The following is a 23,952-nucleotide window of genomic DNA, read 5'->3' as shown; positions in this document are numbered from 1 at the left end:
TCCCATGCCGAACACAGAAGTTAAGCTTCTAAACGCCGAGAGTAGTTGAGGGATCGCCCTCTGCAAGGGTAGGACGTCGCCGCGCAATTTATAAAAAGAGTTACCGTTTGGTAGCTCTTTTTTTGTACATTCAAAATGTTGAATTGCTTTTTATGATAAAATGACACTAACATACGTTAGGGAGGGACCTCGGAATGAAGGACTCTAAGTTTAGATTTGGATGGCGGATTCTGATCGGATTAATTATCGGAATTGCCCTTGGTTTGTTAGCAAACTTCCTTATTAAATAGCTTTTGAACCGCATGAATGTTAATAGCTGAATTACTATCATAAAAGTACGCAAAATTGTTTGTCTTTTATCATTATTTCATTACGTTTTCATTATTAAACGGGGATATTATTCGTGATTTATGATAAAATTATATTAATACATATTAAGGAGAGGCTTCGTGATGAAGAAATTTAAGATAACACTAGGATGGCAAATCCTGATTGGTTTAATTTTGGGTATTATCCTAGGTCTAGTGTTCTATAAGAACACTACCGCAATTACTGCTATGCAAAGTGTTGGTACAATGTTCATTCGTTTGATTCAAATGATTGTTGTTCCAATCGTTGTTTCATGTTTAACTGTTGGGATCGCCAACATTGGTGATATTCATAAGTTAGGTCGTATTGGTGGAAAGACCATCCTATACTTCGAAATTATGACTACCATTGCCATTGTTTTAGGTTTAGTTGTTGGTAACGTCTTCCACCCAGGTGATTTCATTAACGTGCATTCATTACACGCTACTGATATTACCCAATACATGACAACTGCTAAGACTGCAAACCACACCGGTATCTGGGGTACATTAATTAACCTAATTCCAGTAAACGTATTTAATTCAATTGCTTCTGGTGATATGATGCCAATCATCGTATTCTCAGTATTCTTTGGTTTAGGTACTGCTGCCGTTGGTGAAAAGGGTAAAGTTATCGTTGATTTCTTAAACGCTGTATCACAAGTAATGTTCAAGATTACTGGTTGGATCATGAAGTTATCTCCAATTGGTGTCTGTGCATTAATCGGTGTTACCTTAGCTGAACTTGGTGTTTCTGCATTAGCTCCACTAAGTTACTTCGTTCTATTAACTTACCTAACAATGATAGTATTTGTCCTTGTTGTAATGGGACTTGCTGCTAGAATCTTTGGTTTCAAGATTACTGATCTTTTAAAGGTTGTTAAGGAAGAAGCCGTATTAGCATTCTCCACTGCCAGCTCAGAAGCTGCACTACCAAGAAGTATCGACAAGATGACTAAGTTTGGTGTTAGCCCATCAATCGTTTCATTCGTAATCCCAACTGGTTACACATTTAACCTTGATGGTTCAGCAATTTACCAATCACTTGCTGCATTATTCTTAGCCCAAGCTTACGGAATTCACTTAAGTATTGGTCAACAACTTACCTTACTAGTTGCCCTAATGATTACTTCAAAGGGTATGGCTGGTGTTCCAGGTGCATCATTCGTTGTGCTATTAGCAACCGTTTCAACTGTTGGTATTCCTGTTTCTGGTTTAACATTTATTGCCGGAATTGACCGTTTCATCGATATGGCCAGAACCGCAGTTAACGTTATCGGTAACTCACTAGCAACAGTGATTATTGGTAAGTCTGAAAAAGAATTCGATTCTGAAAAAGAAGCTAAATATTTAAAGATGATTGGAATTAATAAATAAATTAAAGAAAAAGACCTAATTCAAAAGGAATAGGTCTTTTTCTATTTATGAAAATAATCATTGTGTGCTTAAAACTAAAAAATAACCTTTTTTAGCTCGCTATTATCTAAATAATGTAAATTATCATAAAGGTCGTTATAAGCCTATATATATCCAAAATAGCTTGTATTAGACCAAAGCAAGTATCTATGTAACTTATTTATTTTAAAATTGTAAACAAAAAGACCGAATCAATTTGATCCGGTCTTTTTTTATTTGTGATTAACACAAGAAAAGAGACAACCTACAAAGTTGTCTCTCTTATAATTAATATTGATAACAGATAAGTAGCAATTACTTTGGCGTAAACCCACGTCCCCGCGGACTCAACGAAGATTTTTGTGTAATCTCATAATTACTCAGTTTATCTGTTCGTAAAATTTAGTAGTAGCATAAACTGTTGTCCATACCTCCCCAACTAGTTCCCTAGAAGGTGAAGCATCATCAAGCAATTATTAATATTTAATTTTAAATTACTGTTATTAGCTGCTAACATTTCACTGTTAATTAACGTTTCACCGTTAAGCATGCAGCTAAAGGATACTGAGATAACCAACAACAGTTAATTCTCCATCTAAATAATCTATATTGATTATGTTGATTTCGGGAAAATTAACTGTCAAAGGTCATCTCAATTCTATTTGTTTAGAATTGAAACAACTTCTGACATCAATTTTCCCTTGATAGAATGATCTTTCGACGCTCCTGGATCAAAAGTTAATTCAGTCATATGTTGTTCACTCCTTTTTTCTAGTTTTATTACAATGTTAATTGTACACCGATTATTATATTTTGACAACATTTCACTTATAAATTGATATAAATTTTTTCATCATCTAATCAAAATGCCAAAAGAACCTAATCATATCAATGATTAGGTTCTTTTTTACATATTACAATGATCCATATTTTCCATGGGATCGTAACAAGACATACCACTTAAGTCGAGGTCTTCGACGGCAACGCCACGTTCTTCGGCGAATGCCTTCATCAAGTCATCCATCTTAGTTAGGTGGAATTTTTGTGGATGATTTGGATCGTCAACTTGGATTTGGGCCATCATACCGCCATCTTCGTGTTCGATGATGTGGCAGTGATACATGAAGACACCAGGGTGATCGAACCATGCCTTGAAGCGCACGGTTTCATCGGGGTTAACACCGATAGTGTCTTTTAGACCGGTTTCGTTAGGGTAAGGGGCATGGCCGTTTCGCTCTAATACTTCAAATTGGCAACCATGCATATGGAATGGATGCACCATTCCGCTTTCACAGTCGTTGGTGTTGGTAACTTCCCAGATTTCGCAATTACCCATGGTTTGTTTGGCATCGATTCTTTCCATATCGAATTTTTTACCATCTAGGGCAACTTCTTCATCCATACCGGACATAACGACTTTTCGTACGGGTGTGTTCTCAGTAACTTTGGGTGTGTTCATTTCAAATAGGGTGTCGTCAATAACGCTGTTATCTTCTGCAAATTCATGGATTCTAAAATGCATGATGGGGACATCGTCAGAATATAGGACAACTTCATCACCTGGTTTGTATTTGCCGAAATCTACGACAATTTCTTGTCTTTCAGCACAGGTAATCATTAGATGAGTAAACTTAACGGGGTGGGTTAAGAGACTACCATCACCTGCGATTTGGGTAAATTCAAGGTCGTCTGAGAAGTGCAAACGCCATTCACGACGGTTGGCACCATCTAGTAGACGAAGACGAACCTTTTGAGTGGTGACGTCAAAGTATGGATTAACGGTGCCGTTAATCATTGCGGTAGGTCCTTGAACGCCATCCGGGTCGTAATCAGCCTTGTAATCCCATTGGTTATCTTCATGGAAGCGACGATCTTGTAAGATAATGGGGATATCGTCGACACCATAATTACGTGGGATTGAAAGGGTTGCTTCATGTTCATCCTTGACGACAACTGCGGTAGCTAGACCGTGCCAAACTTGTTCGGCGGTTGATGGGCATGGATGAGCATGCAACCAAAGGGTAGCTGCTGGTTGATCACACTTAAAGTTTAAAACTTTGCTCTCACCTGGGTAGACAGGGGTGTGACAACCACCATCGATATCACCGGGAACGTTTAAACCGTGCCAGTGATAGGTAGTTAGTTCAGGTAATTCGTTTTTAACAGTGACGTGAATGTTCTTACCACGTTTGAATAAAATGGTCTTACCTAATAGTGCTTGATTGTAGCCCCATGTCTTAGTGGCTTTACCAGGCATAATTTGTGCTTCACCAGCTTGTGAGATAACGGTGTAGTACATGTCGGTATCAGTCTCTTTGTCAGGAGTAAGTAATTCCGGAATCTTTAGCTTTTGTTGTTCCACGTTTGGTTCTTCCAAAGGAATGTAACCACCGTCGTGGGTGTTAAAAGCGGGTTCGTAAAAGAAATAATCCGTGTAGACTTTTTCGGTAGACATAAAAATAACCTCTCTTTTTTCAAGATTGGTTATAGTATATCCTTGTTTATATTCGTTTGCAATTAATAACCATTATAAACTAGTACGTATTAAAAAAGAGACGATATAATCGTCTCTTTTTATTGTGATCAATAATTATATTATTGTTCAGTGTACCATGGGTAATGGAAGTTACCTTCACGGTCAGTACGTTCATAAGTGTGAGCACCGAAGTAGTCACGTTGTGCTTGTAGTAAGTTAGCAGGTAATACTTCAGCACGGTATGAATCGTAGTAGTTAACAGCTGCTGAAAGTGATGGAACTGGAATACCAGCCTTAGTTGCAAGAGCAACAACATCACGAGCATCTTGTTGGTACTTGTTAGCGATTTCTGAGAAGTATGGGTCTAACAATAGGTTAGTTAGGTTTTCATCCTTTTCGAAAGCGTCAGTAATGTTTTGTAAGAATTGGGCACGAATAATGCAACCTTCACGCCAGATTTGAGCTAATTCACCGAACTTCAAGTTCCAGTCATATTGTTCTGAAGCGAAACGTAGTTGTTCGAAACCTTGTGCGTAACTCATAATCTTACCGAAGTATAGAGCCTTACGTACACGTTCAACTAAGTCCTTCTTTTCGTCATCGTTGATGATGTCTGAAGCCTTAGGACCGTTTAATACCTTAGCTGCTGCAAGACGTTCGTCTTTTAGCATTGAGATGAAACGAGCGTAAACTGATTCAGTGATAACTGATTGGTCAGTACCAACTTCCATGGCATCTTCTGATGACCACTTACCAGTACCCTTGTTAGCACCACGGTCTAAGATCATGTCAACGATAGGTTTGCTCTTGTCAGCACCTAAATCGTCTTTTCTAGTTAAGATATCAGCAGTAATTTCGATTAGGTAACTGTTTAGTTCACCCTTGTTCCATTCCTTGAAGATATCAGCTAGGTCATCAATGTCGATACCGGCACCGTTACGAAGAATGTCGTAACTTTCGTCGATTAATTGTTCATCACCGTATTCAATACCGTTGTGAACCATCTTTACGTAGTGACCTGCACCGTTAGGTCCGATGTAAGCAACACATGGCTTACCATCGCTAGCCTTAGCAGCGATTTGAGTTAAAACAGGTTCAACTAGCTTGTATGCTTCTTCTTGACCACCAGGCATTAGTGATGGACCGTGTAAAGCACCTAGTTCACCACCAGAAACACCCATACCAATAAAGTTGATACCAGATGCATCTAGTCTAGCGTTTCTTTCGATAGTGTTATGGAAGTTAGTGTTACCACCATCGATTAGGATATCACCCTTGTCTAGTAAAGGTAATAGAGCGTCGATAGTTGCGTCAGTTGGCTTACCAGCCTTAACCATCATAACGATACGACGTGGAGTTTCTAGAGAGTTAACAAAATCTTCAACAGAGTAACTTGGTACCAAGTTCTTGTCTGCGTGATCCTTCATTACAGCTTCTGTCTTTGAAGCTGAACGGTTAAAAATACCTACAGTGAAGCCGCGGCTTTCAATGTTAAGGGCTAAGTTCTTACCCATAACAGCCATTCCAACAACACCAATGTTTGCTTTTGAGTCAGCCATTATAAACCTTCCTTTTTAAAGAAAATTGTGTATAAATATACACTTAGATTTTAACATTTTAATGGTTAAATGTCATATAAATTATTTTTTTGAGTTAAAAACCCAAGCTCTGCCATCACGAGCTAGTAATTCGTCGGCAGCATCAGGTCCCATTGAACCTGGTGTGTAGTTAGGGAAGTCTGGTTTATCAGTATTCCAAACATGTCTGATAACATCGGCGAATTCCCAAGCACGGCTTACTTCGTCCCAACTGGCAAAGTTAGTAGCGTCACCTAAGATAGCATCGTGAATTAGACGTTCGTATGGTTCTGGAGTAGCCGCCTTTTCTTCATCACTTTGAGTGTGAGTAAGATCTAGTGGTTGCATTTCCATACCTTGTCCTGCTTTTTTACCGTTTAGACGTAGAATAATCTTGTTAACAGGGTCTACGAATAAAGTAAGCACGTTGTTGTTTAATTCACTTTCAGTTCCCTTAGCAGATGCAAAGATGTCTACTAGCGGTTTCTTGAATACAACATCAATTCTAGTAAACTTGTCAGTTAACATCTTACCGGTTCTGATGTAGAAAGGAACGTTCTTCCAACGTTTGTTTTCAAACAATACTTTACCGGCAACGTAAGTTTCAGTAATTGAATCGTTAGGAACATTGTCTTCGTGACGGTAATCTCTTTGGTCACCGTTTGAACCATATTGTCCACGAACGAAGTTTTGACGAGCTTCGTCTTCAGTGTAAACATGCATGCTTCTTAGTGCACGAATTTTTTCTCTGCGGATGTCTACGTCTTTGAATGAAATAGGGTCTTCCATTGCAAGGATAGTAAGCATTTGCATAGTGTGGTTTTGTACCATATCACGTAGGGCACCTGAACCATCATAGTATCCGGCACGTTCTTCAACACCTAGCTTTTCAGCAAGGGTTACTTGAATGTTGTCAATGTACTTGTTGTTCCAAATACCTTCGATTAGTGGGTTACCAAAACGTAGTGCAATAATATTTTGAACCATTTCCTTACCCAAGTAATGATCAATTCTGTAAACTTGGTTTTCGTTAAATGATTTAGCCAAAGCATTGTTCAATTCTTCAGCTGTGTCGTAGTCGCGTCCAAATGGTTTTTCGATAATTAAACGGTTGAAACCGCCATTGTCTGATAAACAATTGTGGGCTTTTAAGTTCTTAGCTACAGTTCCAAAGAAGTTAGGAGCCATGGAAATGTAGAAGATACGATTTCCTTCAATATCATATTGTTGGTCTAACTTGTTTGCGTAGTCACTTAATGCGTCGTAATGTTCTGGATTAGTTACGTCGTGTGACATGTAGTAAAAATGACTAGCGAAAGCTTTTGCTTGTTCTTCGCTGTCAGCGTTGGCACTTACAGAGTCCAAGATTACTTCGCGGAACTTTTCGTCGCTCCATTCACGACGACCAGTACCGATTAATGCAAAGTGATCGTTATCTACGTAACCTTTTTTGTATAGGTTAAAAATAGATGGATATAATTTACGTTTAGCCAGGTCACCTGTTGCACCAAAAAGCATGAACAAGGCACGAGTTGCTGTTGCCAATTACCGTCACTCCTTATAGAAAAATTTTAACGAATCAAATGAAATTTTCTTTCATTTTCGGTTAATATACAAGGCTATTATATAACACCATGCTAAATTAAAAAAGTGTTTTTAATCCATAGCACAAAAGAAATGTAAACGCTTTACTAAAATTTAATAATTTAAACATCTCTTAATGGATATTATGCTCTTAAATGAATTATAATTGTTGTTAGAACATTTGAATAAGGGGGAGGATTCATGAAGAAAAGAACAGAATTAGGACTTCGTTTAGTATTTTTCTATTCACTATTGTTAAATTCCGGTGCCGCGTTCATGTGGCCACTAGTAACGATGTATATAGATGACTACTTACATAAGTCATTATTAGTGTCGGGGGTATCTTTGCTATTTATTTCCGGTTTTACCATTATTGGTAATTACATCGGGGGTTATCTATTCGATCATTGGTCCGCGTATAAAGCGGCATTGATTGGGATTACCGTCTCGACGGTTGCCATTTTAGCACTAATTTTCTTTCATGGATGGCCTACCTTTGCGATTCTAATGGTAGTGCTAGGGTTTGGAGATGGAATAAATCTAACACTTCTAAACTCATATGCTACCAACGTTAAAAGTAAGGACACCAGAACGGTATTCAATATCCTATATGTTGGATTAAACATCGGGGTGGTAATCGGAACTGCGATGGTTGGATACTTACTAAAATACGGTGTCGCGATTGTCTTCATGACTGCAGCGGTATTTTACATCTTGCTATGGTTACTTACTTTTGTATACTTCAATATCGACTTCTCAGATTATGATAACAGTACTCCAAAAGAAGAAATCAAGGAAGAAAAAGAGGGAATTCTTAAGTCTAACGTTCGACTAATCTATCCAATCTGTATCATGGTATTTACCGTCTACTTGAGTTATACATTGTGGGAAAGCGTTATGTCAGTCCACATGGTTAGAATGGGAATTCCGTTTGAAGCATATTCAATGCTTTGGACAGCTAACGGTCTAATGATTGTATTTGGACAACCTATATTAAACTACGTAAGTAAACGACTAAAAATTCATTTAAATCACCAAGTTTTCTTGGGAGTATTTATCTTCGCAATTTCGTTTTACTTCTTAGTTTACGCAAAGACTTTCCCAGTCTTTTTAGCCATCATGATTTTTCTAACATTTGGTGAAATGCTGGGGCTACCTGATGTACCCGCTTGGATTGATCAACTATCGACTAAGTCGGAAAAGGGTAAGTACCAAGGGATGTTCAATGCGTTGATGTCAGCAGGACGTGCGATTAGTCCACTATTTGCCGGATTCTTTGTTGAAGGCTTTGGCTACAATCCATTGTTCATCTTCGTGACTGTTTTAATGTTAATCGCATTATTCGCGGTCATGATTGTCAGTCGAAAAACAGAAAAATAAAACTAAAAAAAGGGTTCGTTTCGATATGAAACGAATCCTTTTTATTTATTGTATTTTTTTAATTCATCATAGACTCTGACCACGTCTCGATCAGTTCCACGAAGTTCGAAGTCTGTTACAAATGGTGCGTCAAATTGTTTAGCGTAACGTTTTGCGGTTAGACAGTATTGTTCGTTGAAGTTCTTGTTACCAGAACCAATTACTCCAATACAGTATTTAGCGTTATCGTTGTAGTCGATGTATTCGCCTAAAGTGTTGGTCATCATTTCTTTGACGCCGTTATCAATGCCGTTGCCGCCATCTAGGTAGGTAGGCACGAATGCGAAGAAATTGCCGGTTTCGTCAGCGAAGTCTGATTGATCGGTGATTTCCTCCAACTCAATTAACGGGTTATTGTTGTCGTCATTATGTACGTTTTTAGCATATTCTTGTAAGTTGGTCACAAAGTTACGCGTGTTACCAGCCACTGAAATATATAGGATTCTAATTGGTTTCAATGTTTAGCTTCCTTTCAAGGCAAAATAAAAAATCTGTTAGAAACATATTCTAACAGATTTCAAAATTATATATTAGTCTTTACTTTCTTCATCTTGTTGTTCTTCGGATGATTTTTCAGCCATAGCTTCGTGGTTATCACGTAAATCGTCTACTTCGAATAAATCGATGAATGAGTTTTCAAAGTGTAATATCTTGAATGTGAAAGTATCTACCTTGAATTCAGTACCAGGTTTGATTTGAACACCTGGGTTATTGTCGATAAAGTAACCTGAAAGGGTAACACTATCTGATTTGCTGAAGTCTTTGATTTCAGTCTTGAAGTAACGTTCGAAATCATAAGTAGTCATCTTACCGCTTACTTGGTAAGTGCCCTTAGGTTGCTTGAAGACGTATTCGTTGGTTGCTGGATCGATTTCGTCTCGAACAGTACCGAATAGTTCTTCATAAATATCTTTATCAGTAATAATACCTGAAGTACCACCGTATTCATCAACTACGACAACAATAGGAGTTCTCATAGTAATCATCTTTTGAAGTACTTCAGTAATCTTCATTGTTTCAGGAACAGTTCCAATATCACGAATTAAACGTTCAACCGGGATGTTTGAGTTCACTCTTGATTGGCGAACAAGGTCGTAACAGTAAACGTAACCTAGAATGTTATCTTTGTTGTTGTCGATAACAACTGGGATACGACTGAATTTTGATTGTAGATATACTGTGATGGCATCATCTACTAAAGTATTGATGTCCATAACAGTCAATTGAGTTCTATCAATCATGATGTCCTTGGCAACTTTATCGTTAAAGTCGAAGGCACGTTGCATGTATAGGTAATCGTATTTTTCAAGATCACCATTTTCAACGGCTTCTTTAGAGATGCTTAGGATTTCAGCTTGTGACATTGATTCGTCACTTTCGTCTGTCATCTTAAGCCCCATTAACTTAACAACACCAGCGGCACTGACGTTGATAGCCCAAACACCAGGATAGAAAATTGTGTGGAAGTAATGAAGTGGGGTAGCCACGTAACCTAGAATTCTTCTAGGCATGGCGATACTGATGTTCTTAGGAACAACTTCAGTAAATACCACTTCTAAATAGGTAAGAATCAAGATACCAATTACACCACCAATGGCGTGAGCGGTACCAGCAGTGACCCATCCAGATTTTAATTCAAGTAAATCAAAGATGGCGTCAACGATAAGACTTTCACCAACCCAACCCATGATGATACCACAGACGGATACACCCACTTGGGTGGTTGATAAATAGTCATTTAGGTTAGTGATCATGTGCATTTCACGAGCAAGCTTCTTTGACTTACCCTTATTTTCTTCTTCTTCTTCCAACATGCTGTATCTGGTTTGCACTAAGGCAAATTCACAGGCAACAAAGTATGCGGCGAAGAAGAATGCAATCAATACAATAACGATTTGAAAGAATATCGCACCACTATCCAACAGAACATTCCCCGTTTCTTAATAAAATTTATACAATGTCTACATTATACCTTTTATGTTTATTTTTTTTAAGTAATTTAATGAATATAATAACCTATTTTCAATAAAAAAGATTTAAAAAATTGAAACTTTAGGCAAAAATTTAATAATTATTTCTACATATATAGTGTTACACATTCGCCTCAGCAATTAAACTAGCTAGCTTATCTCGATTCCATAAGTCGATATCTAACTTTTCACTCGCTGAGATGGCGTGAGGGGTGAAGTAGCTGTTAGTAATGACCACTGCCTTCTTACAATTGTAGTAGCTACGCCCTGAGTTGGCCTCCTGGACGGCCTTGATACCGACAGGGCTGGCGTAGAGCTTGCACTGGAATACATAACTGGTGTCACCGTTTCTGGCGTAGACGTCGACTCCGAAGTCACTGCTACCTTGGGTTCGTTTGATGTCTGAGAAACCAAGTGCCTTAAGTAAGTCACAGGTAAAGGTTTCAAACTGATAGCCATCAAAGTTATCAATGGTGGAAAGCCTTTGCTTGGATTGATAATCCATAAATGATTGATACTCGTCTGTCACGTGGGCATCAGCTAACTGATCTTTTTGAGCCTGTAGTTGTTTGATGTCTTCGACTAAACCATCGTGTTGAGAGGTTAACTCGTTTAACTGTTGGTATTTGATGTTTAACTCATTGATTTGCTTACTCAATTGATTACGGTAGGCCTTTTGTGATTCGATTCGTTCGGTCATATCATCTAGTTGACGTTTTAACATGGAAAGCTCGTTTAAATAGGGTGTTGCTTGGGCTTGGTATTGCTGTTTAGAAATATCAACGACCTGATTTTGATACGTCATCTGCTTTGAAACTGCAGGTGTCTTTTTGAATGTATAAGTCTGATGACGACTGAGATTGTTTTTAATGGTTTGAATAAAGTGTTTGTCTGATTTTGGGATGATGCAGTAGCCAATGACTAGCAGGGTGAATGCAATGCACAGTGCTGTCAGCTGATCGTAAACCTTTGATAGGTGAATCATGGCTACCACGATGTCGATGATTTTTAATACAATTAGGATACATATAAATCGACGAATGAAGTGACTGATTTTCACGTCTAAACTTCCTTTTTTATATTTAGTAATAACCCCATTTTATCAGATTTGACGCGGTTTCTCTATACTTTTGAGAACGTTTGTTCTATATATACGCAAAAAAATCCCCCGGTATAATACCGAGGGATTTTTCTTAGCCATGTTGTTTCTTTATCGAAGCGATGTTTCCAGCTTGGTTATTAAATCCGTAAGAGTTGGAAACGACATATTGAGGACGATGTTTGGAAGCATCAAAAGTGCGGTATAGATAATCACCAATTATGCCCAGCGCAAGCATGATCATTCCTGATAGGACACACATTAGGGAGATTGCAAATGTAAGTGTCGAGATACCAGTAAAGATGGTGATTAATCCATGAATGATTCCAGCGATAATACTGATGAGACCGGTATAATTTACTATCTTGAGGGGGATTTCGGAGAATGAGGTGATCCCATCAGACGCTAGTCTAATCATTTTAGTTAGGGGGTATTTTGTTACTCCCGCATTTCGTTCTTGTCGTTCGTAAGTTACGGCGGTTTGTTTGAAACCAACCCATGAAACTAGGCCACGTACAAATGGCTCAGGTTCGTTTAATTTGGAAAGTGCATCAACCACTTTACGATCCATTAGGCGAAAGTCACCGGTATCAAGGGGGATATCAACGTTGGCGACTTTACGCATAACGCGGTAGAAGGCTTTCGCAGAGAAACGTTTGAAGAAGGATTCGCCTTCACGGATAAGGCGTTTTCCATAGACAACGTCAAAGCCTTCTTGCCACTTTTCAATCATGTTAGGGATTACAGATGGGGGATCTTGTAAATCCGCGTCCATGACGACCACTGCATCACCTTTGGCATATCGAATACCAGCGGTAATTGCTAGTTGGTGACCGAAGTTTCTTGAAAATTCGACCAATCTAATGTTGTCGTATTGTGATTGTGCGTGACGGATAATATCTACGCTTGAATCGACAGAGCCGTCATCCACAAAGATAATTTCGTAAGTTTCAATTTGGCATTCCACAAAGTTTTCTAATACTTCGATGGTGTTTAAAATGCCTTCTTCTTCATTGTAAACGGGGAGAACAATGGAGATTTTATTTGTTTTATATGGCATGAGACACCTCCAGATTAATAAATGCTGGAAAGGTCATATAAGGTACCGTTGCTCATGTTAGATGGTCCACCACCCATGTTCATTGATTGCTTACCAGAAGGTTTTGCCATCTTAGCAGATGCGCCTTTCTTCATGGTAAATGTCATTGAATTGGATGAAGAAGTAGTGCTGGTTGAACCACCATATTCGCTTGCACTGACCTTCTTAGCATGTTTCTTGATCCAGTTAACGATAGTGCTGTTAGTAGAACCTGACTTACCTTCATCTAGGTAGTATTTAACTTGTCCAGATTTTACTAATTGCTTGAATTTGCTTAATGTCATTGCAGGGTCAGTTCCATTGAAACCACCCATGGCCATGACGGCTTTCTTGGTTTTAATAATATATGGAGCAGCAGTGCCAGAATCTGCGGTTGCAAATAGGTACTGGGCATTGCCTTGGTGCTTAGTTAAATAGTTCAACAATTTGGTATTAACTGTTCCGTTACCAATTCCACCTGAGTTATTACCGCCACTGGTTAAGAGATTGGGACCAGCGGTTGGAATAGCTGCAGATTCTTTAGCAAGGGTAGGGGTTAATGACCAGAAACTAGGAGCTACAGCGATTGATAGTAGTCCTACGATAACGATAGCCTTTCCGGCAGGTTTAGCTTTGAAGACAAGTAATAAGATACTTGCGAAAACTGCTACGACTAGGATTAAGACACTTAACCATGCGTAGTAGCTTGATACATACCATGCTTGTAGTCCGGCAGTAACAACGATTGCTAGTGGTAGGAAGTATGCCTTGTAATTGTTTAGACCGAAACGTTTAAACAAGTCCAGCATAGCTGTTAACCCAAGTCCAGCAAGTGCTGCAATGGCGGGAGCTAACATGATGGTGTAGTAAGGATGGAAGAAACTAGCTACGGAGAAGAATCCATAAACTGGAACTAACCAACCTGTCCATAAAACAGTGTGTTTTTGACGAGTAGTAAGTTGGTACCATTTACGCTTAGGATCAGCGAAGCCGATGAATGCGGCAATCATACCGATAATCGAGAATGGTAATAACCAACTAATTTGTGGTCCTAAAGCTGATTGGAATAGACGAAGTGGACCAGCAGTTCCGATGTTAAATGCACCACCGGCACCACCCATGCCACCTTTACCGTTCATCTTCATACCACCGCTGTGATTTCCGCCAGGGAAGTTACCACGAGATTTCATATTCTTAGAAGGGTTAAACTTACCCATCTTGCCACTTGGTGGCGTCATCTTGTTGTTGCTGTTTGATTTGGTGTTACCACCAGGTTGGTTTGAACCCTTAGAAGAGTTGCCACCCATACCCTTGAAGGCACCACCGGTACCAGTAGTTTGACCAAGTAATCTTTGAGTACCGTTGTATCCAAAGGCTAGTTCTAATACTGAGTTGTGTTGTGATCCACCTTCGTATGGACGATTGTTAGCTGATGTCATATCAACTGATAGTGGCCATGATAGGGTAAATACGACTAATGCGATTGTGGCAAGTGATAACTTACCAATCTTTTTCTTCCATGAATCATTTGATGCTAACCAGTAGAAGATAAGCATTGCTGGAATAATCATGAAAGCTTGTAGCATTTTAATGTTAAACGCGAATCCGATGGTAGCAAAACTTCCGATTAACCAGTACATGTTGTGCTTGTTAATGGATTTTTGTAGCATCCAGATTGCTAACAATAGGAAGTAGATTAAAGTAGCATCCATATTGTTGGTACGAGAGTCGGCGACGACAATTGGGGTAATTGTCATTACTAACGCTGAGATTCTACCTGCGAATCGACCAAAGTAAGGAGTTACTAGTCGATACATTAGGTAGACGGATCCGACACCGAATAATACTGATGGTAGGACCACACTGAAGTTTGAAACACCTAGGATTTTAGCTGAGATAGCCATGAACCATAGGGCAACAGGTGGTTTATCGACAGTGATGTATCCGGCTGGATCAAAACTGGCATACCAGAAGTTCTTAAAACTCTGGGTCATGCTAGTGATGGCGGAAGTATAGAAGTCGTTGGCAGAACCAGTCTTCCATGTTCCGTAACCGTACAAGCCTAATGCAATGAGGAGAATAATGGCTAACACCCAATCGACTTTATGTCGTTGGAAGAAGTTAGGCTTCTTGTCTGTCGGTTCATTCATTGGCAGATGCCTCCTTTAATTCAGTTTTTCTAAATACCCAATACTTACTTAATAAGAAGTTAGTAGGCGTAGTGATTAGAAGCGTGATTAGGGGGATAATGCTGGCAATAACGTGGAAATAGTTACTTGCCACTTCTGTCACTAAGATACTTAACGTCCATGTTAAAAGGTAAGTAAGGTAGTATTTAACGACGATCATCCAGTCATGGTTGGCTTTAAATACCCACTTCTGATTAATGGTTAGACCAATAATCGATGTAATACCGTATCCAATCGCCATTGCAAAAGTAGGAGAAGTTGCTTTATACAACATTGAATAGATAAGATAAGTTAGAATAGTATTTATAAGACCAACAATTCCGAATTTAAAAAACTGCCGCAAAATATTTATCATGGTTGGGCACTTCCTTTTTTGGAATGATTTAAGACTAGTTTAAGAAAATTAAACTAATCTTAAAGCAATCATAAACTTAACTTAAATAACAAAATTAATTGAAATCGAAAGGAATGATTAATATGGATGGCTTAAATATCTTAATCGTCGAAGACGACGAAAACTTAGCAGCAAGTGTGGCTCAATTCTTATCACCAATCGGAAATACGACGGTGGTAAACGATGGTTTCGAAGGCCAAATGATGGGCCAAGACAACATCTATGACATCGCAATTTTGGATTTGATGCTACCGGAAGTCAGTGGATACGATATCTTAAAACACTGGCGAGTAGATGACGAAATCGATATGCCCGTTTTAATTTTGACTGCCAAGGACACCATGGCTGACAAGGTCCATGGTTTCGAACTAGGCGCAGACGATTATTTGACTAAGCCATTCCATCGTGAAGAATTAATCCTTCGTGTAAAGGCCTTGTTAAAGAGAACTGGCCGTCTTGGTAATAACAATTCATTGTCAGTGGGCGAATTCAATGTCGACTTAGGTCGCCACTATGTGGAATACCAAAAGCAAGAATTGAAACTAAACGGAAAAGAATACGACCTATTGGTCTACTTCATGCAAAATCCTTCTACTATTATCACCAAGGATCAAATCTTCGACCGTCTATGGGGATTTGATTCAGAAACTTCATTATCAGTAGTTGAGGTATACATGAGTAACTTAAGAAAGAAGATTAAACAAATTTCTGGAGAAAACCCAATCAAAACCCTAAGAAATGTCGGCTACATGCTAGAAGGACCTAATCAATGAGAGATCGCATCTTAGAGCATAAACAACAAATTAAGTTGTTTATTAAGGAACTGATTGGTTTTGCGATTTTATTTGCGATTTTAGGATTGATTGTTTACTTCTTCTTTCAAAAGTCGATTTACTCCAACATTGATGCTGGATTGAACCGCCAAAAAGAACGAATTGAGAGAAACACCTATGCCAATGAAGGACCATTGAGTGTTAATCAACGTCCCGGCGGGTTTAATCCGTTTAACAACTACAACAATAGTGATTTTCAGACTAACGTGATTGTCTTCAATAAAAAGGGAATTATCTCTAATCGAGGGATGCTTGGTCAAAGAAATTACAAGCTATTGAGTAAGTTAACCGTTAAGAATAGAAAATTAAATCAAGTTGAAGAAATTACTTTGTGGTCTCACAACTACGTGACCACGTTTAGAGGGATTTTATTAAAGGTGTCCGACGATAACACCAATCCCGAATACGCTGGTAATTATGTATTGATTTTGCAAAATATCGATGCTGATTTACTTGCCCTACACAGTTTCGTCGAAGCATTGATTGTGACCTTGATATTCTTCTGGGCAATTGCGATTTTAATTGCTTACTACCTATCTAAGTCGAGTATGAAACCAATCATTAATTCATGGCACAGACAAAAGGAATTTAGTTCTAATGCCGCCCATGAATTGAGAACGCCATTGACGGTAATTCAAAACCAAATGGAATTCTTGCTAACCAAACCAAACGATAAAGTCGTCGATCAGATTCAACCGGTATCGACGACCTTGGAAGAGGTTAAGCATCTAAAGGTCTTAACCCAACGACTATTGACGTTAGCGCGTTCTGATTCCAATATCGTTCAAGCCCAACGTTCTGATGTCGAATTGAAACCATTCTTTGAAGGTGTCTTGTCACCATTCAACGAGATTGCCACAAGTCAAAACAAGTCGTTTGTTGATACCGTAGATGTCGATGGAACTGGCCATATTGATGCCGATTTGATTAAACAATTGGTGGTTATCTTAATCGATAATGCGATGAAGTACACACCTAAAGGTGGGACCGTTGCCATTAAGATCGTAAAGAATCACAGTAATCTAAGAATCGTGGTTTCAGATACCGGAAACGGTGTCCCAGACGAAGATAAGGCGCGTATATTTGAACGATTCTACCGTACTGATAAGTCGAGAAATTCCAAGACTGGGGGAACTGGTTTGGGATTATCAATCGCTAAATGGATAGTCGATCAACACCATGGTCGAATTCATGTCCGTGATAATCACCCAACCGGATCAATTTTTACCGTGAACATTAATTTATAAAATCTAAAATATTACAAAGATTTTCTAAAATTTAATATCGAATTGGCTTTCTTTTACCCCTCCGGCTCTGTTACAATATGCAAATAATGAAAAAACGATAAGAGGAGGTGTATAAGATATAAATTAATTTTTTAATTTCTTTATATCTTTATATGAGAAAAAAAGGATTATGGTTCTCGATTGTTGCCGTAATCGGTCTGATGCTTGCTAGCACCTCTGTACCAGCAATGGCTGATGCAAGTAACGCTAACACATCTAATACTGTTTATGACATGTCTGAATGGCAAGGTAGTCTTACCGATGCCCAAGCACAACAACTAAAGAACGAAGTGCCATTCGTTATCTTGAGAGTGCAATACGGTAGTGCCTATGCCGACAAGACATTTGAACACAATCGTGATCTAATGGACAAATACTCAATCCCATATGGGGTATATTCATTTAGCCAATACGAAAATCCTAGCGATGCAGCTTACGAAGCCAAAGTGCTTTACAGTCGTGCACCACGAGCAAGATTTTACGTTAACGACTATGAATCACAAACAGTTACTTCTGGTGGTACCAATGAATCAACCGATGCATGGTTGAAAGCATTGAGACCATTGGTAGGTCAACGTAAGATTTTATTCTACTCATATGCCAACTTCATGGTGCAAAATGCAGCTAGCTCAGTTGCTAATTATGATGGTTACTGGTTAGCCGCATACCAAAGCAATGAACCAGCAAGAGAACATGTTTTATGGCAATTTACTGACAAGTTCCATTCAAATGCGTTAGGTCTAAACCTAGATGCAAGTAAGCTTACTTCAAAGGATGCAAACTGGTTCATTGGTGATACTGCTGATGCCAATAATCCTACTGCGGTACCAAAGATTAAAGCACCAAAGAGTGATAAATCATCTAAGAAGGTAAACAAAAAGCAAAGTGCAGCGCAAAAGAATGCAGCTAGTCAAGCCAACCAACAAGCTGCTAATACCAACAGCAATAACACCATAACTACTACCAAGCCAAAGAAAAAGGCCAAAAAGGCTGTGGTTAAAAATGTTAATTACACTCAAGTTGATAAATCAATGACAATTACTGGCGGAACTGGTTTGAAGATTTACAACCACGTCCCCGGTGATAACCGTTACAAGAAGAATACCAAGGCCGTTCATAAGAGTAATACTTACGCTACTAAACGAGTTACTATTAATTCAGTAGCCAAGAATACTTCAAATGGTCGTACTTACTACCGTGTTCTAGAAAACGGTAAGGTATTAGGTTGGATCAATACCAACGGTTTGGTACCAAATGTTACTTATTCTAAGTACCACGCTACTAAGATTGTTAGAATTCACCCAAAGGTAAACTTCTACAATCACGTTGGTAACAGTGGATTCGCTGACATTCACGTTACTAACTACGGTACCGGATATGCATACACACCGGTACAAATTACCCAACGTGCTAAAAAAGACGGTTGGAAAAAGTACTACTACAAGGCTTACTACCAAGGCAAATTCATTGGTTGGGCTTACGGTGCAATGTTCAGATAAAAACTTTGATCAAAAAGACGATTCGAGAAAAGAATCGTCTTTTTTTATATCTTTTTTAAATTTTTTATTAAAAATAAATGTTGTTATATCAACGTTTGAGGCGTATTTTTAGCACTCTATGAAATTAAGTGCTAGTTTTCTCTTGACTATTTGACCAATACTGACTAATATAAGAATTGTTGATAGGAAATAAATAGCTATCAACGAAATGTTAAAAAATAATGAAAAGGGGCTTTGATTATGGCTAACGAATTAAGAAACAGAGACTTCAATGTATTTGATCCAATGAACGATTTCTTCGGCGACTTTGGAAAGAATTTCTTCAATTCAGTTGCTGGTAATCAAATGAAGACTGACGTTATTGAAAACGAAGATAATTACGTAGTAAGCTCTGAATTACCTGGTTTCAAGAAGGATGAAATTCATCTAGATTACAACAACGATACTCTAACTATTCATGCTACACATGATTTGAGTAAGGAAGACACTAACAAGGAAGGTAAGGTATTAAGAAAGGAACGCACTTCAAGCAATATCGCTCGTGCATTCTACCTTCCTGATATCGATATTGATAATGTATCTGCCGACTACGATGGCGGTATTCTAAAGATTACATTACCAAAGCAAGAAGTTAAGGATGAAGAAGCACACAAAATCAGCATTAACTAATTAACTCAAATATTAGGAGGGATATCTTATGGCAAACGAACTAAGAAACAATGTATTCAACGACTTTATGGATCCAATGAGCAATTTCTTTGATGGATTAGGCAGGAACATGGCTAACTCCTCAAAGATGAAGACAGATGTTATCGAAAACGATAACGAATTCGAAGTGAAGGCAGAACTACCAGGATTTAAGAAGGATGATATCAACATTAATTACGAAAATGATACCTTAACAATCCATGCTGTTCACGATTTGAATAAGGAACAAAAAGACGAAGACGGTAAGTTGATTAGAAGCGAAAGAACATCAAGCGATGTCAGTCGTTCATTCTACCTACCTGACGCTGATACTGATAAAATTGGTGCCAAGTATGATGGTGGTATCTTGGATATCATGGTACCTAAATCAGCTGAAAAAGAATCAAAACACACAATTTCTATCAACTAATTGAAAAAAGAGCTGTTATGGCTCTTTTTTTGTATATTTTTTCTGTCATAAAAAATGAAAAAATATTATAATGGAATTGTAATGATTTTTTAAGGATGATTGGAGTGTTAGTAGATGAGATTAGGTTGTTCAGGAGCGTTTGTGCTAGTATTTTTACTTTTATGTGTGGTGGCTAATCCGATATTAGCGATTACTATCGGTATTATCATTGCTTTAGCTGTGATTGTATACGTAGTAATTAAGAACCACGGAGAGGTAGAACAAGCACGTTATAATAATGCTCAAACCATTGACGCCTCAATGTCAAAAGAAACATCATTCCAATTCAATAGTATGGTTTACAAGCCAGTCACATCTTCTAAGGATGACATTCCTAACATGGAAATGATCCTAAGAACTGACCCAATCAAATACATTAAGAGCGATGAATTATCAAAACGTGAACAAGACATGTTAGATTCAGGTTACTCAATGGAAAATATCAAGGTTGCCAGAATCAATGTTGTTCAAGGATACAACGCTCAATACCAATTATTTGATCGTTACTATGATGTCTTAAAAGTCGAATCCGACATCACAACTGTTCCAAATCGTGCGATGACCGTATTACTAAAACAAATGGTAATGTGCTTCTACCATGAAGAATTTGGCCTAAGCATTGATGTACAACCACACTCATTTGACGACAAGATGATTAAGAAGTTCATCGAACTATGCCCAAAAGTGAACATGTCTTCTTCATACTTTGATAACGCTAATATTACTAACGAAAGATTCTTAAACCAACGCATTGATAAAGGTTGCTTAAATGCCTTTAAGAACATTATGATTGGTTACGACCTATAAAACTTAATAAAAAGAACTGCTAAAATTTGGCAGTTCTTTTTTTATTTTTATTGACTTACTGCATTAATAGATATATAAACTTAATAAGCAGTTTTTAATTTAAAATTAATTTTTTAAAGTAAGCAATTATACATAAGTTTTAAGGATTTACTGGAGTGATAAACATGAGAAAATACAGTAATACTGTTTGGACCGTCTTTTTACTATACATTTTAGTGTTACTATTTAGCGTCCACAGTGTAGTAATCTTTATTGCTGGATTGGCTATGCTTTCTATCCCAATCGGATTAAGAAACATGCTAATCGTTGATTTTTACAATCGAACTAAATGGTTCAATATCATAATGACAATCGTTGATGTATTGTTATTAGTCTTAATCATTTGGATCAATATAAAATAAAAAGCATACGCTAAAGCGTATGCTTTTTAATATATCCATATCATAAACATGAATGCAATGTCCCACGAACAATGGAAGATAATTGGGGCCAAAATGCCGTTCGATTCCTCTCTGGATTGACTTAATAAGATGCCAGCTAATATGTAATACATTAGTGAAATGATACTAAATAGAGAATGGGCTACTCCATAAATAACTGATGTGAATAGAATAGCGTACTTTGCGTTAAAAATTTCCTTTAAGTATGATTGGAGTAAGCCTCTAAAGAATAATTCGATAATGATGGGGGATAGTGTTAGACTTGCAATAATACATAATAACTGTATATTTGGATTGGTGTAGCCGATTATATTAGCTAGCTTGTCCTGAAAACTTTCGTGCGGTCTAGTGGTTATTAGAACAAAAGACATTTCCAGAAGGAATAGCTCTAATCCAATCACTAGCACTCGATGGTTAAAATGATTATTTTTAATAAACAAGAAAGAGTACAATAATGCAAAAGGGAAAAAAGGATTTATTAAAGGTAAAACCAACTTATTTTATCTATTAAAGAAGATAAGTAAATAAATAGACTTATAGTATAAATATTTATATGATAAAATTATAATTATATATCTATATAAGAAAGATTCTAAGGAGAAAATTGTATGGTAACTAATATTGACCTTACTGATACCACATCTAAAATTATTAGTGTGGAAGGTGCATTAGGGGATACTTTTAATATTCCCTTTTATCAAAGAAACTATGCGTGGGAAGAAGAAAATGCTGAAAGCTTTTTCAATGATGTTATCGAAGTTGTTAAGGGAAACCAAAATGTTCATTTCTTTGGACAAGTTGTTTCATATAGAAATGGAAATGTAAAAGACTTAATTGATGGACAACAAAGAATTACCACTTCTTGTATATATTTGGCGGCTTTGAAAAAAGTTGCTTCTGAAATTGAAATAAAAGAACTTAGCCAAGATATGTCAGATGAACTAAGAGACATAAAGAGAGATGTTAGAAAATTTACCAGATATGATTCTGAACTACCTACATTGACATTGCAAAAAAGATACAATGACGATAACTCTATTAATGAATATTTTAGAGGTATATTTGAAGGTAGAGATCAATTAAATCCAGAAAACAGAAAAATAAAGCCTATTTTGAATATTAACAAGGTTTTTAACTATTTATATAAGAATATTAATAAGTATATAAATGACAATTGTGACAGAGATAACTATACTGACATGATTTCAACTTTAAGAAAAATGTTTGATAGCTTTACTAGTTCTTTCTTTTTCTCAATTGTTGAAACACATAATCAAGATGATGCATTTATTATTTTTGAAACTTTAAATAGTACAGGAAAAGATTTAGCTCCTTCTGAAATAATAAAAACTTACTTGTTATCACAAATGTCTCAAGACGAAAACATTTCTGCATATAATGACAAATGGAATCAATTGGATGATGCTTTTAATAGTGATACTGACGCATTAACTTCTTTTATAAGAATTTATTGGGGATCCAGATATGATTTAGTTAAAAGCAAGACTCTTTACAGATCAGTTAGTTCAGAAATAAAGAACAATGAAAAATCTCAATCATTCTTAGATGATTTATTATCTTTAGATGATTATTATCTTGCGGCGAATAAAGTACCAAAATCTAAATCTGATATTGATTTAATAGGTGATACAACTATTAGTTCTATTTTAGACTTATTTAGAAAAATTGGTTCTACAGTTTACTTCCCTGTATTATTCTCAATGAAGCTCAGAAAATATAGCAATGAAGATATTAAGTTAGTATTGTACAAGGTATTATCTGTATTTGTAAGACATGCTTTAATTTGTGGGTATATCAGTAACAGACTTGAAACTGGATTTTCAACTATTGCTCAAAAAATTTATAAACAAAAGTTATCAAGCGTGAATGATATTTTAGGGGAATTAAATGACAAACTAATGGTAAGTGACAAGGACGTTAGTTCCAGATTCCCTATTTTAACTAAGAGTAATGGTACTGGTAAAAAGGGATGGATTTTAAAATACTTCCTATTGAAATTCCTCGAATTAGATAATGATATTGATCAAGTAAGAATTGATACAATGGCTCCTAGTAAATACAATGTTCTTAATATTGGATCAGAGAAAGAGGTATCTGATGACTTTATGGAATTACTTGGAAATTATGTTCTTGTTGAAGGTAATATTTCCAGTGATATTGCCATGGACCACAGTATTGAAGAAGTATTGAACGCTTTAAAAGATTCTAAGTTCCAATCAAATGTTGAATTATATAATTACATTAAAACAAATGGATGGTCTGATAATGATGTTGAAAAGCGTCAAGAAAAATTTGCTAAAAAGTCCATTTTAATTTGGAAATAGAAAGAATGGACATACTGTCCATTCTTTTTATTTTAAAATATTATAAATGTTATAATGA

At 37.1% G+C, this 23,952-nt stretch carries 20 protein-coding genes and 1 rRNA gene; 11 read left to right on the top strand and 10 right to left on the bottom strand.

All coding sequences use genetic code 11. The annotated features are described in order from the left end of the window. Positions 1 to 85 (top strand): 5S ribosomal RNA (rrf, locus tag K5Q07_RS06890); the annotation flags it as partial. Positions 86 to 452: 367 nt separating this feature from the next. Continuing rightward, positions 453 to 1,724 carry a cation:dicarboxylate symporter family transporter gene (locus tag K5Q07_RS05375; protein ID WP_220730056.1) on the top strand — a complete coding sequence of 424 codons (1,272 nt, stop codon included), beginning with the start codon at positions 453 to 455 and terminating at the stop codon, positions 1,722 to 1,724. A gap of 925 nt (positions 1,725 to 2,649) precedes the next feature. On the opposite strand, the gene K5Q07_RS05370 is transcribed toward K5Q07_RS05375, so the two are convergent. The 3 genes from K5Q07_RS05370 to zwf form a co-directional block, all read right to left on the bottom strand. After that, positions 2,650 to 4,197 (bottom strand): multicopper oxidase family protein, encoded by a 1,548-nt coding sequence (locus K5Q07_RS05370; protein ID WP_220730055.1) that lies wholly within the window; start codon positions 4,195 to 4,197, stop codon positions 2,650 to 2,652. A gap of 140 nt (positions 4,198 to 4,337) precedes the next feature. Then, positions 4,338 to 5,777, bottom strand: a complete 1,440-nt coding sequence (gene gnd / locus K5Q07_RS05365; RefSeq protein ID WP_053796108.1) for an NADP-dependent phosphogluconate dehydrogenase — start codon at positions 5,775 to 5,777, stop codon at positions 4,338 to 4,340. Positions 5,778 to 5,858: 81 nt separating this feature from the next. Continuing rightward, entirely contained in the window at positions 5,859 to 7,340 is a 1,482-nt protein-coding gene (zwf, locus tag K5Q07_RS05360) for a glucose-6-phosphate dehydrogenase (protein WP_220730054.1), read from the bottom strand. A gap of 240 nt (positions 7,341 to 7,580) precedes the next feature. Here zwf and K5Q07_RS05355 point away from each other — a divergent pair, with 240 nt between their 5' ends. Next, on the top strand, positions 7,581 to 8,759 hold the full coding sequence (locus tag K5Q07_RS05355; RefSeq protein ID WP_220730053.1) for an MFS transporter: 1,179 nt from the start codon (positions 7,581 to 7,583) through the stop codon (positions 8,757 to 8,759). 41 nt (positions 8,760 to 8,800) lie between these two features. Here K5Q07_RS05355 and nrdI read toward each other — a convergent pair whose 3' ends face one another. The 6 genes from nrdI to K5Q07_RS05325 form a co-directional block, all read right to left on the bottom strand. Then, complete coding sequence (gene nrdI, locus K5Q07_RS05350; protein ID WP_220730052.1) at positions 8,801 to 9,256, bottom strand: class Ib ribonucleoside-diphosphate reductase assembly flavoprotein NrdI; 456 nt, start codon at positions 9,254 to 9,256, stop codon at positions 8,801 to 8,803. A 72-nt stretch (positions 9,257 to 9,328) separates the two neighbouring features. Continuing rightward, entirely contained in the window at positions 9,329 to 10,720 is a 1,392-nt protein-coding gene (locus K5Q07_RS05345; protein WP_220730051.1) for a hemolysin family protein, read from the bottom strand. Positions 10,721 to 10,889: 169 nt separating this feature from the next. After that, entirely contained in the window at positions 10,890 to 11,828 is a 939-nt protein-coding gene (locus tag K5Q07_RS05340; RefSeq protein ID WP_220730050.1) for a restriction endonuclease, read from the bottom strand. Positions 11,829 to 11,961: 133 nt separating this feature from the next. Further along, positions 11,962 to 12,927, bottom strand: coding sequence for a glycosyltransferase family 2 protein (locus K5Q07_RS05335; protein WP_220730049.1), 966 nt, complete (start codon positions 12,925 to 12,927; stop codon positions 11,962 to 11,964). A gap of 14 nt (positions 12,928 to 12,941) precedes the next feature. Beyond that, positions 12,942 to 15,095, bottom strand: a complete 2,154-nt coding sequence (locus K5Q07_RS05330) for an ArnT family glycosyltransferase (RefSeq protein WP_220730048.1) — start codon at positions 15,093 to 15,095, stop codon at positions 12,942 to 12,944. After that, positions 15,088 to 15,408 carry a GtrA family protein gene (locus K5Q07_RS05325; protein ID WP_251067642.1) on the bottom strand — a complete coding sequence of 107 codons (321 nt, stop codon included), beginning with the start codon at positions 15,406 to 15,408 and terminating at the stop codon, positions 15,088 to 15,090. Before K5Q07_RS05325 ends, K5Q07_RS05330 begins: the two co-directional genes overlap by 8 nt. 203 nt (positions 15,409 to 15,611) lie before the next feature. Here K5Q07_RS05325 and K5Q07_RS05320 point away from each other — a divergent pair, with 203 nt between their 5' ends. The 7 genes from K5Q07_RS05320 (at position 15,612) to K5Q07_RS05290 (ending at position 21,510) form a co-directional block, all read left to right on the top strand. Continuing rightward, positions 15,612 to 16,301 (top strand): response regulator transcription factor, encoded by a 690-nt coding sequence (locus K5Q07_RS05320; protein WP_054606067.1) that lies wholly within the window; start codon positions 15,612 to 15,614, stop codon positions 16,299 to 16,301. Next, complete coding sequence (locus K5Q07_RS05315) at positions 16,298 to 17,608, top strand: sensor histidine kinase (RefSeq protein WP_220730046.1); 1,311 nt, start codon at positions 16,298 to 16,300, stop codon at positions 17,606 to 17,608. Before K5Q07_RS05320 ends, K5Q07_RS05315 begins: the two co-directional genes overlap by 4 nt. Before the next feature lie 152 nt (positions 17,609 to 17,760). Beyond that, complete coding sequence (locus tag K5Q07_RS05310; RefSeq protein ID WP_220730045.1) at positions 17,761 to 19,146, top strand: GH25 family lysozyme; 1,386 nt, start codon at positions 17,761 to 17,763, stop codon at positions 19,144 to 19,146. A 240-nt stretch (positions 19,147 to 19,386) separates the two neighbouring features. Beyond that, complete coding sequence (locus K5Q07_RS05305) at positions 19,387 to 19,815, top strand: Hsp20/alpha crystallin family protein (protein WP_220730044.1); 429 nt, start codon at positions 19,387 to 19,389, stop codon at positions 19,813 to 19,815. A 28-nt stretch (positions 19,816 to 19,843) separates the two neighbouring features. Then, positions 19,844 to 20,263 carry an Hsp20/alpha crystallin family protein gene (locus K5Q07_RS05300; RefSeq protein WP_220730043.1) on the top strand — a complete coding sequence of 140 codons (420 nt, stop codon included), beginning with the start codon at positions 19,844 to 19,846 and terminating at the stop codon, positions 20,261 to 20,263. Positions 20,264 to 20,431: 168 nt separating this feature from the next. Next, positions 20,432 to 21,109, top strand: coding sequence for a hypothetical protein (locus tag K5Q07_RS05295; protein ID WP_220730042.1), 678 nt, complete (start codon positions 20,432 to 20,434; stop codon positions 21,107 to 21,109). Between the two features lie 164 nt (positions 21,110 to 21,273). Continuing rightward, complete coding sequence (locus K5Q07_RS05290; protein ID WP_220730041.1) at positions 21,274 to 21,510, top strand: hypothetical protein; 237 nt, start codon at positions 21,274 to 21,276, stop codon at positions 21,508 to 21,510. Between the two features lie 26 nt (positions 21,511 to 21,536). On the opposite strand, the gene K5Q07_RS06880 is transcribed toward K5Q07_RS05290, so the two are convergent. Beyond that, the gene (locus tag K5Q07_RS06880; protein ID WP_373310046.1) at positions 21,537 to 21,920 is read right to left on the bottom strand and encodes a CPBP family intramembrane glutamic endopeptidase; all 384 of its coding nucleotides are present in this window, start codon (positions 21,918 to 21,920) and stop codon (positions 21,537 to 21,539) included. A 237-nt stretch (positions 21,921 to 22,157) separates the two neighbouring features. On the opposite strand from K5Q07_RS06880, the gene K5Q07_RS05280 reads away from it, so the two are divergent. Then, positions 22,158 to 23,894 carry a DUF262 domain-containing protein gene (locus K5Q07_RS05280; RefSeq protein WP_220730039.1) on the top strand — a complete coding sequence of 579 codons (1,737 nt, stop codon included), beginning with the start codon at positions 22,158 to 22,160 and terminating at the stop codon, positions 23,892 to 23,894. The last annotated feature ends 58 nt before the right edge of the window (positions 23,895 to 23,952 follow it).

It is taken from the genome of Apilactobacillus zhangqiuensis (genome assembly GCF_019656215.1).
Classification (GTDB): Bacteria; Bacillota; Bacilli; order Lactobacillales; family Lactobacillaceae; genus Apilactobacillus; species Apilactobacillus zhangqiuensis.
The sequence above is the reverse complement of the archived record's forward strand: the minus strand, read 5'-3'. Positions and strand labels throughout refer to the sequence as shown.

Coding starts and splice junctions, on each gene's coding strand:
- K5Q07_RS05375 (WP_220730056.1), top strand. CDS start 453: ATGAAGAAATTTAAGATAACACTAGGATGGCAAATCCTGATTGGTTTA.
- K5Q07_RS05370 (WP_220730055.1), bottom strand. CDS start 4,197: ATGTCTACCGAAAAAGTCTACACGGATTATTTCTTTTACGAACCCGCT.
- gnd (WP_053796108.1), bottom strand. CDS start 5,777: ATGGCTGACTCAAAAGCAAACATTGGTGTTGTTGGAATGGCTGTTATG.
- K5Q07_RS05355 (WP_220730053.1), top strand. CDS start 7,581: ATGAAGAAAAGAACAGAATTAGGACTTCGTTTAGTATTTTTCTATTCA.
- K5Q07_RS05335 (WP_220730049.1), bottom strand. CDS start 12,927: ATGCCATATAAAACAAATAAAATCTCCATTGTTCTCCCCGTTTACAAT.
- K5Q07_RS05330 (WP_220730048.1), bottom strand. CDS start 15,095: ATGAATGAACCGACAGACAAGAAGCCTAACTTCTTCCAACGACATAAA.
- K5Q07_RS05325 (WP_251067642.1), bottom strand. CDS start 15,408: ATGTTGTATAAAGCAACTTCTCCTACTTTTGCAATGGCGATTGGATAC.
- K5Q07_RS05320 (WP_054606067.1), top strand. CDS start 15,612: ATGGATGGCTTAAATATCTTAATCGTCGAAGACGACGAAAACTTAGCA.
- K5Q07_RS05315 (WP_220730046.1), top strand. CDS start 16,298: ATGAGAGATCGCATCTTAGAGCATAAACAACAAATTAAGTTGTTTATT.
- K5Q07_RS05310 (WP_220730045.1), top strand. CDS start 17,761: ATGAGAAAAAAAGGATTATGGTTCTCGATTGTTGCCGTAATCGGTCTG.
- K5Q07_RS05305 (WP_220730044.1), top strand. CDS start 19,387: ATGGCTAACGAATTAAGAAACAGAGACTTCAATGTATTTGATCCAATG.
- K5Q07_RS05300 (WP_220730043.1), top strand. CDS start 19,844: ATGGCAAACGAACTAAGAAACAATGTATTCAACGACTTTATGGATCCA.
- K5Q07_RS05290 (WP_220730041.1), top strand. CDS start 21,274: ATGAGAAAATACAGTAATACTGTTTGGACCGTCTTTTTACTATACATT.
- K5Q07_RS06880 (WP_373310046.1), bottom strand. CDS start 21,920: ATGTCTTTTGTTCTAATAACCACTAGACCGCACGAAAGTTTTCAGGAC.
- K5Q07_RS05280 (WP_220730039.1), top strand. CDS start 22,158: ATGGTAACTAATATTGACCTTACTGATACCACATCTAAAATTATTAGT.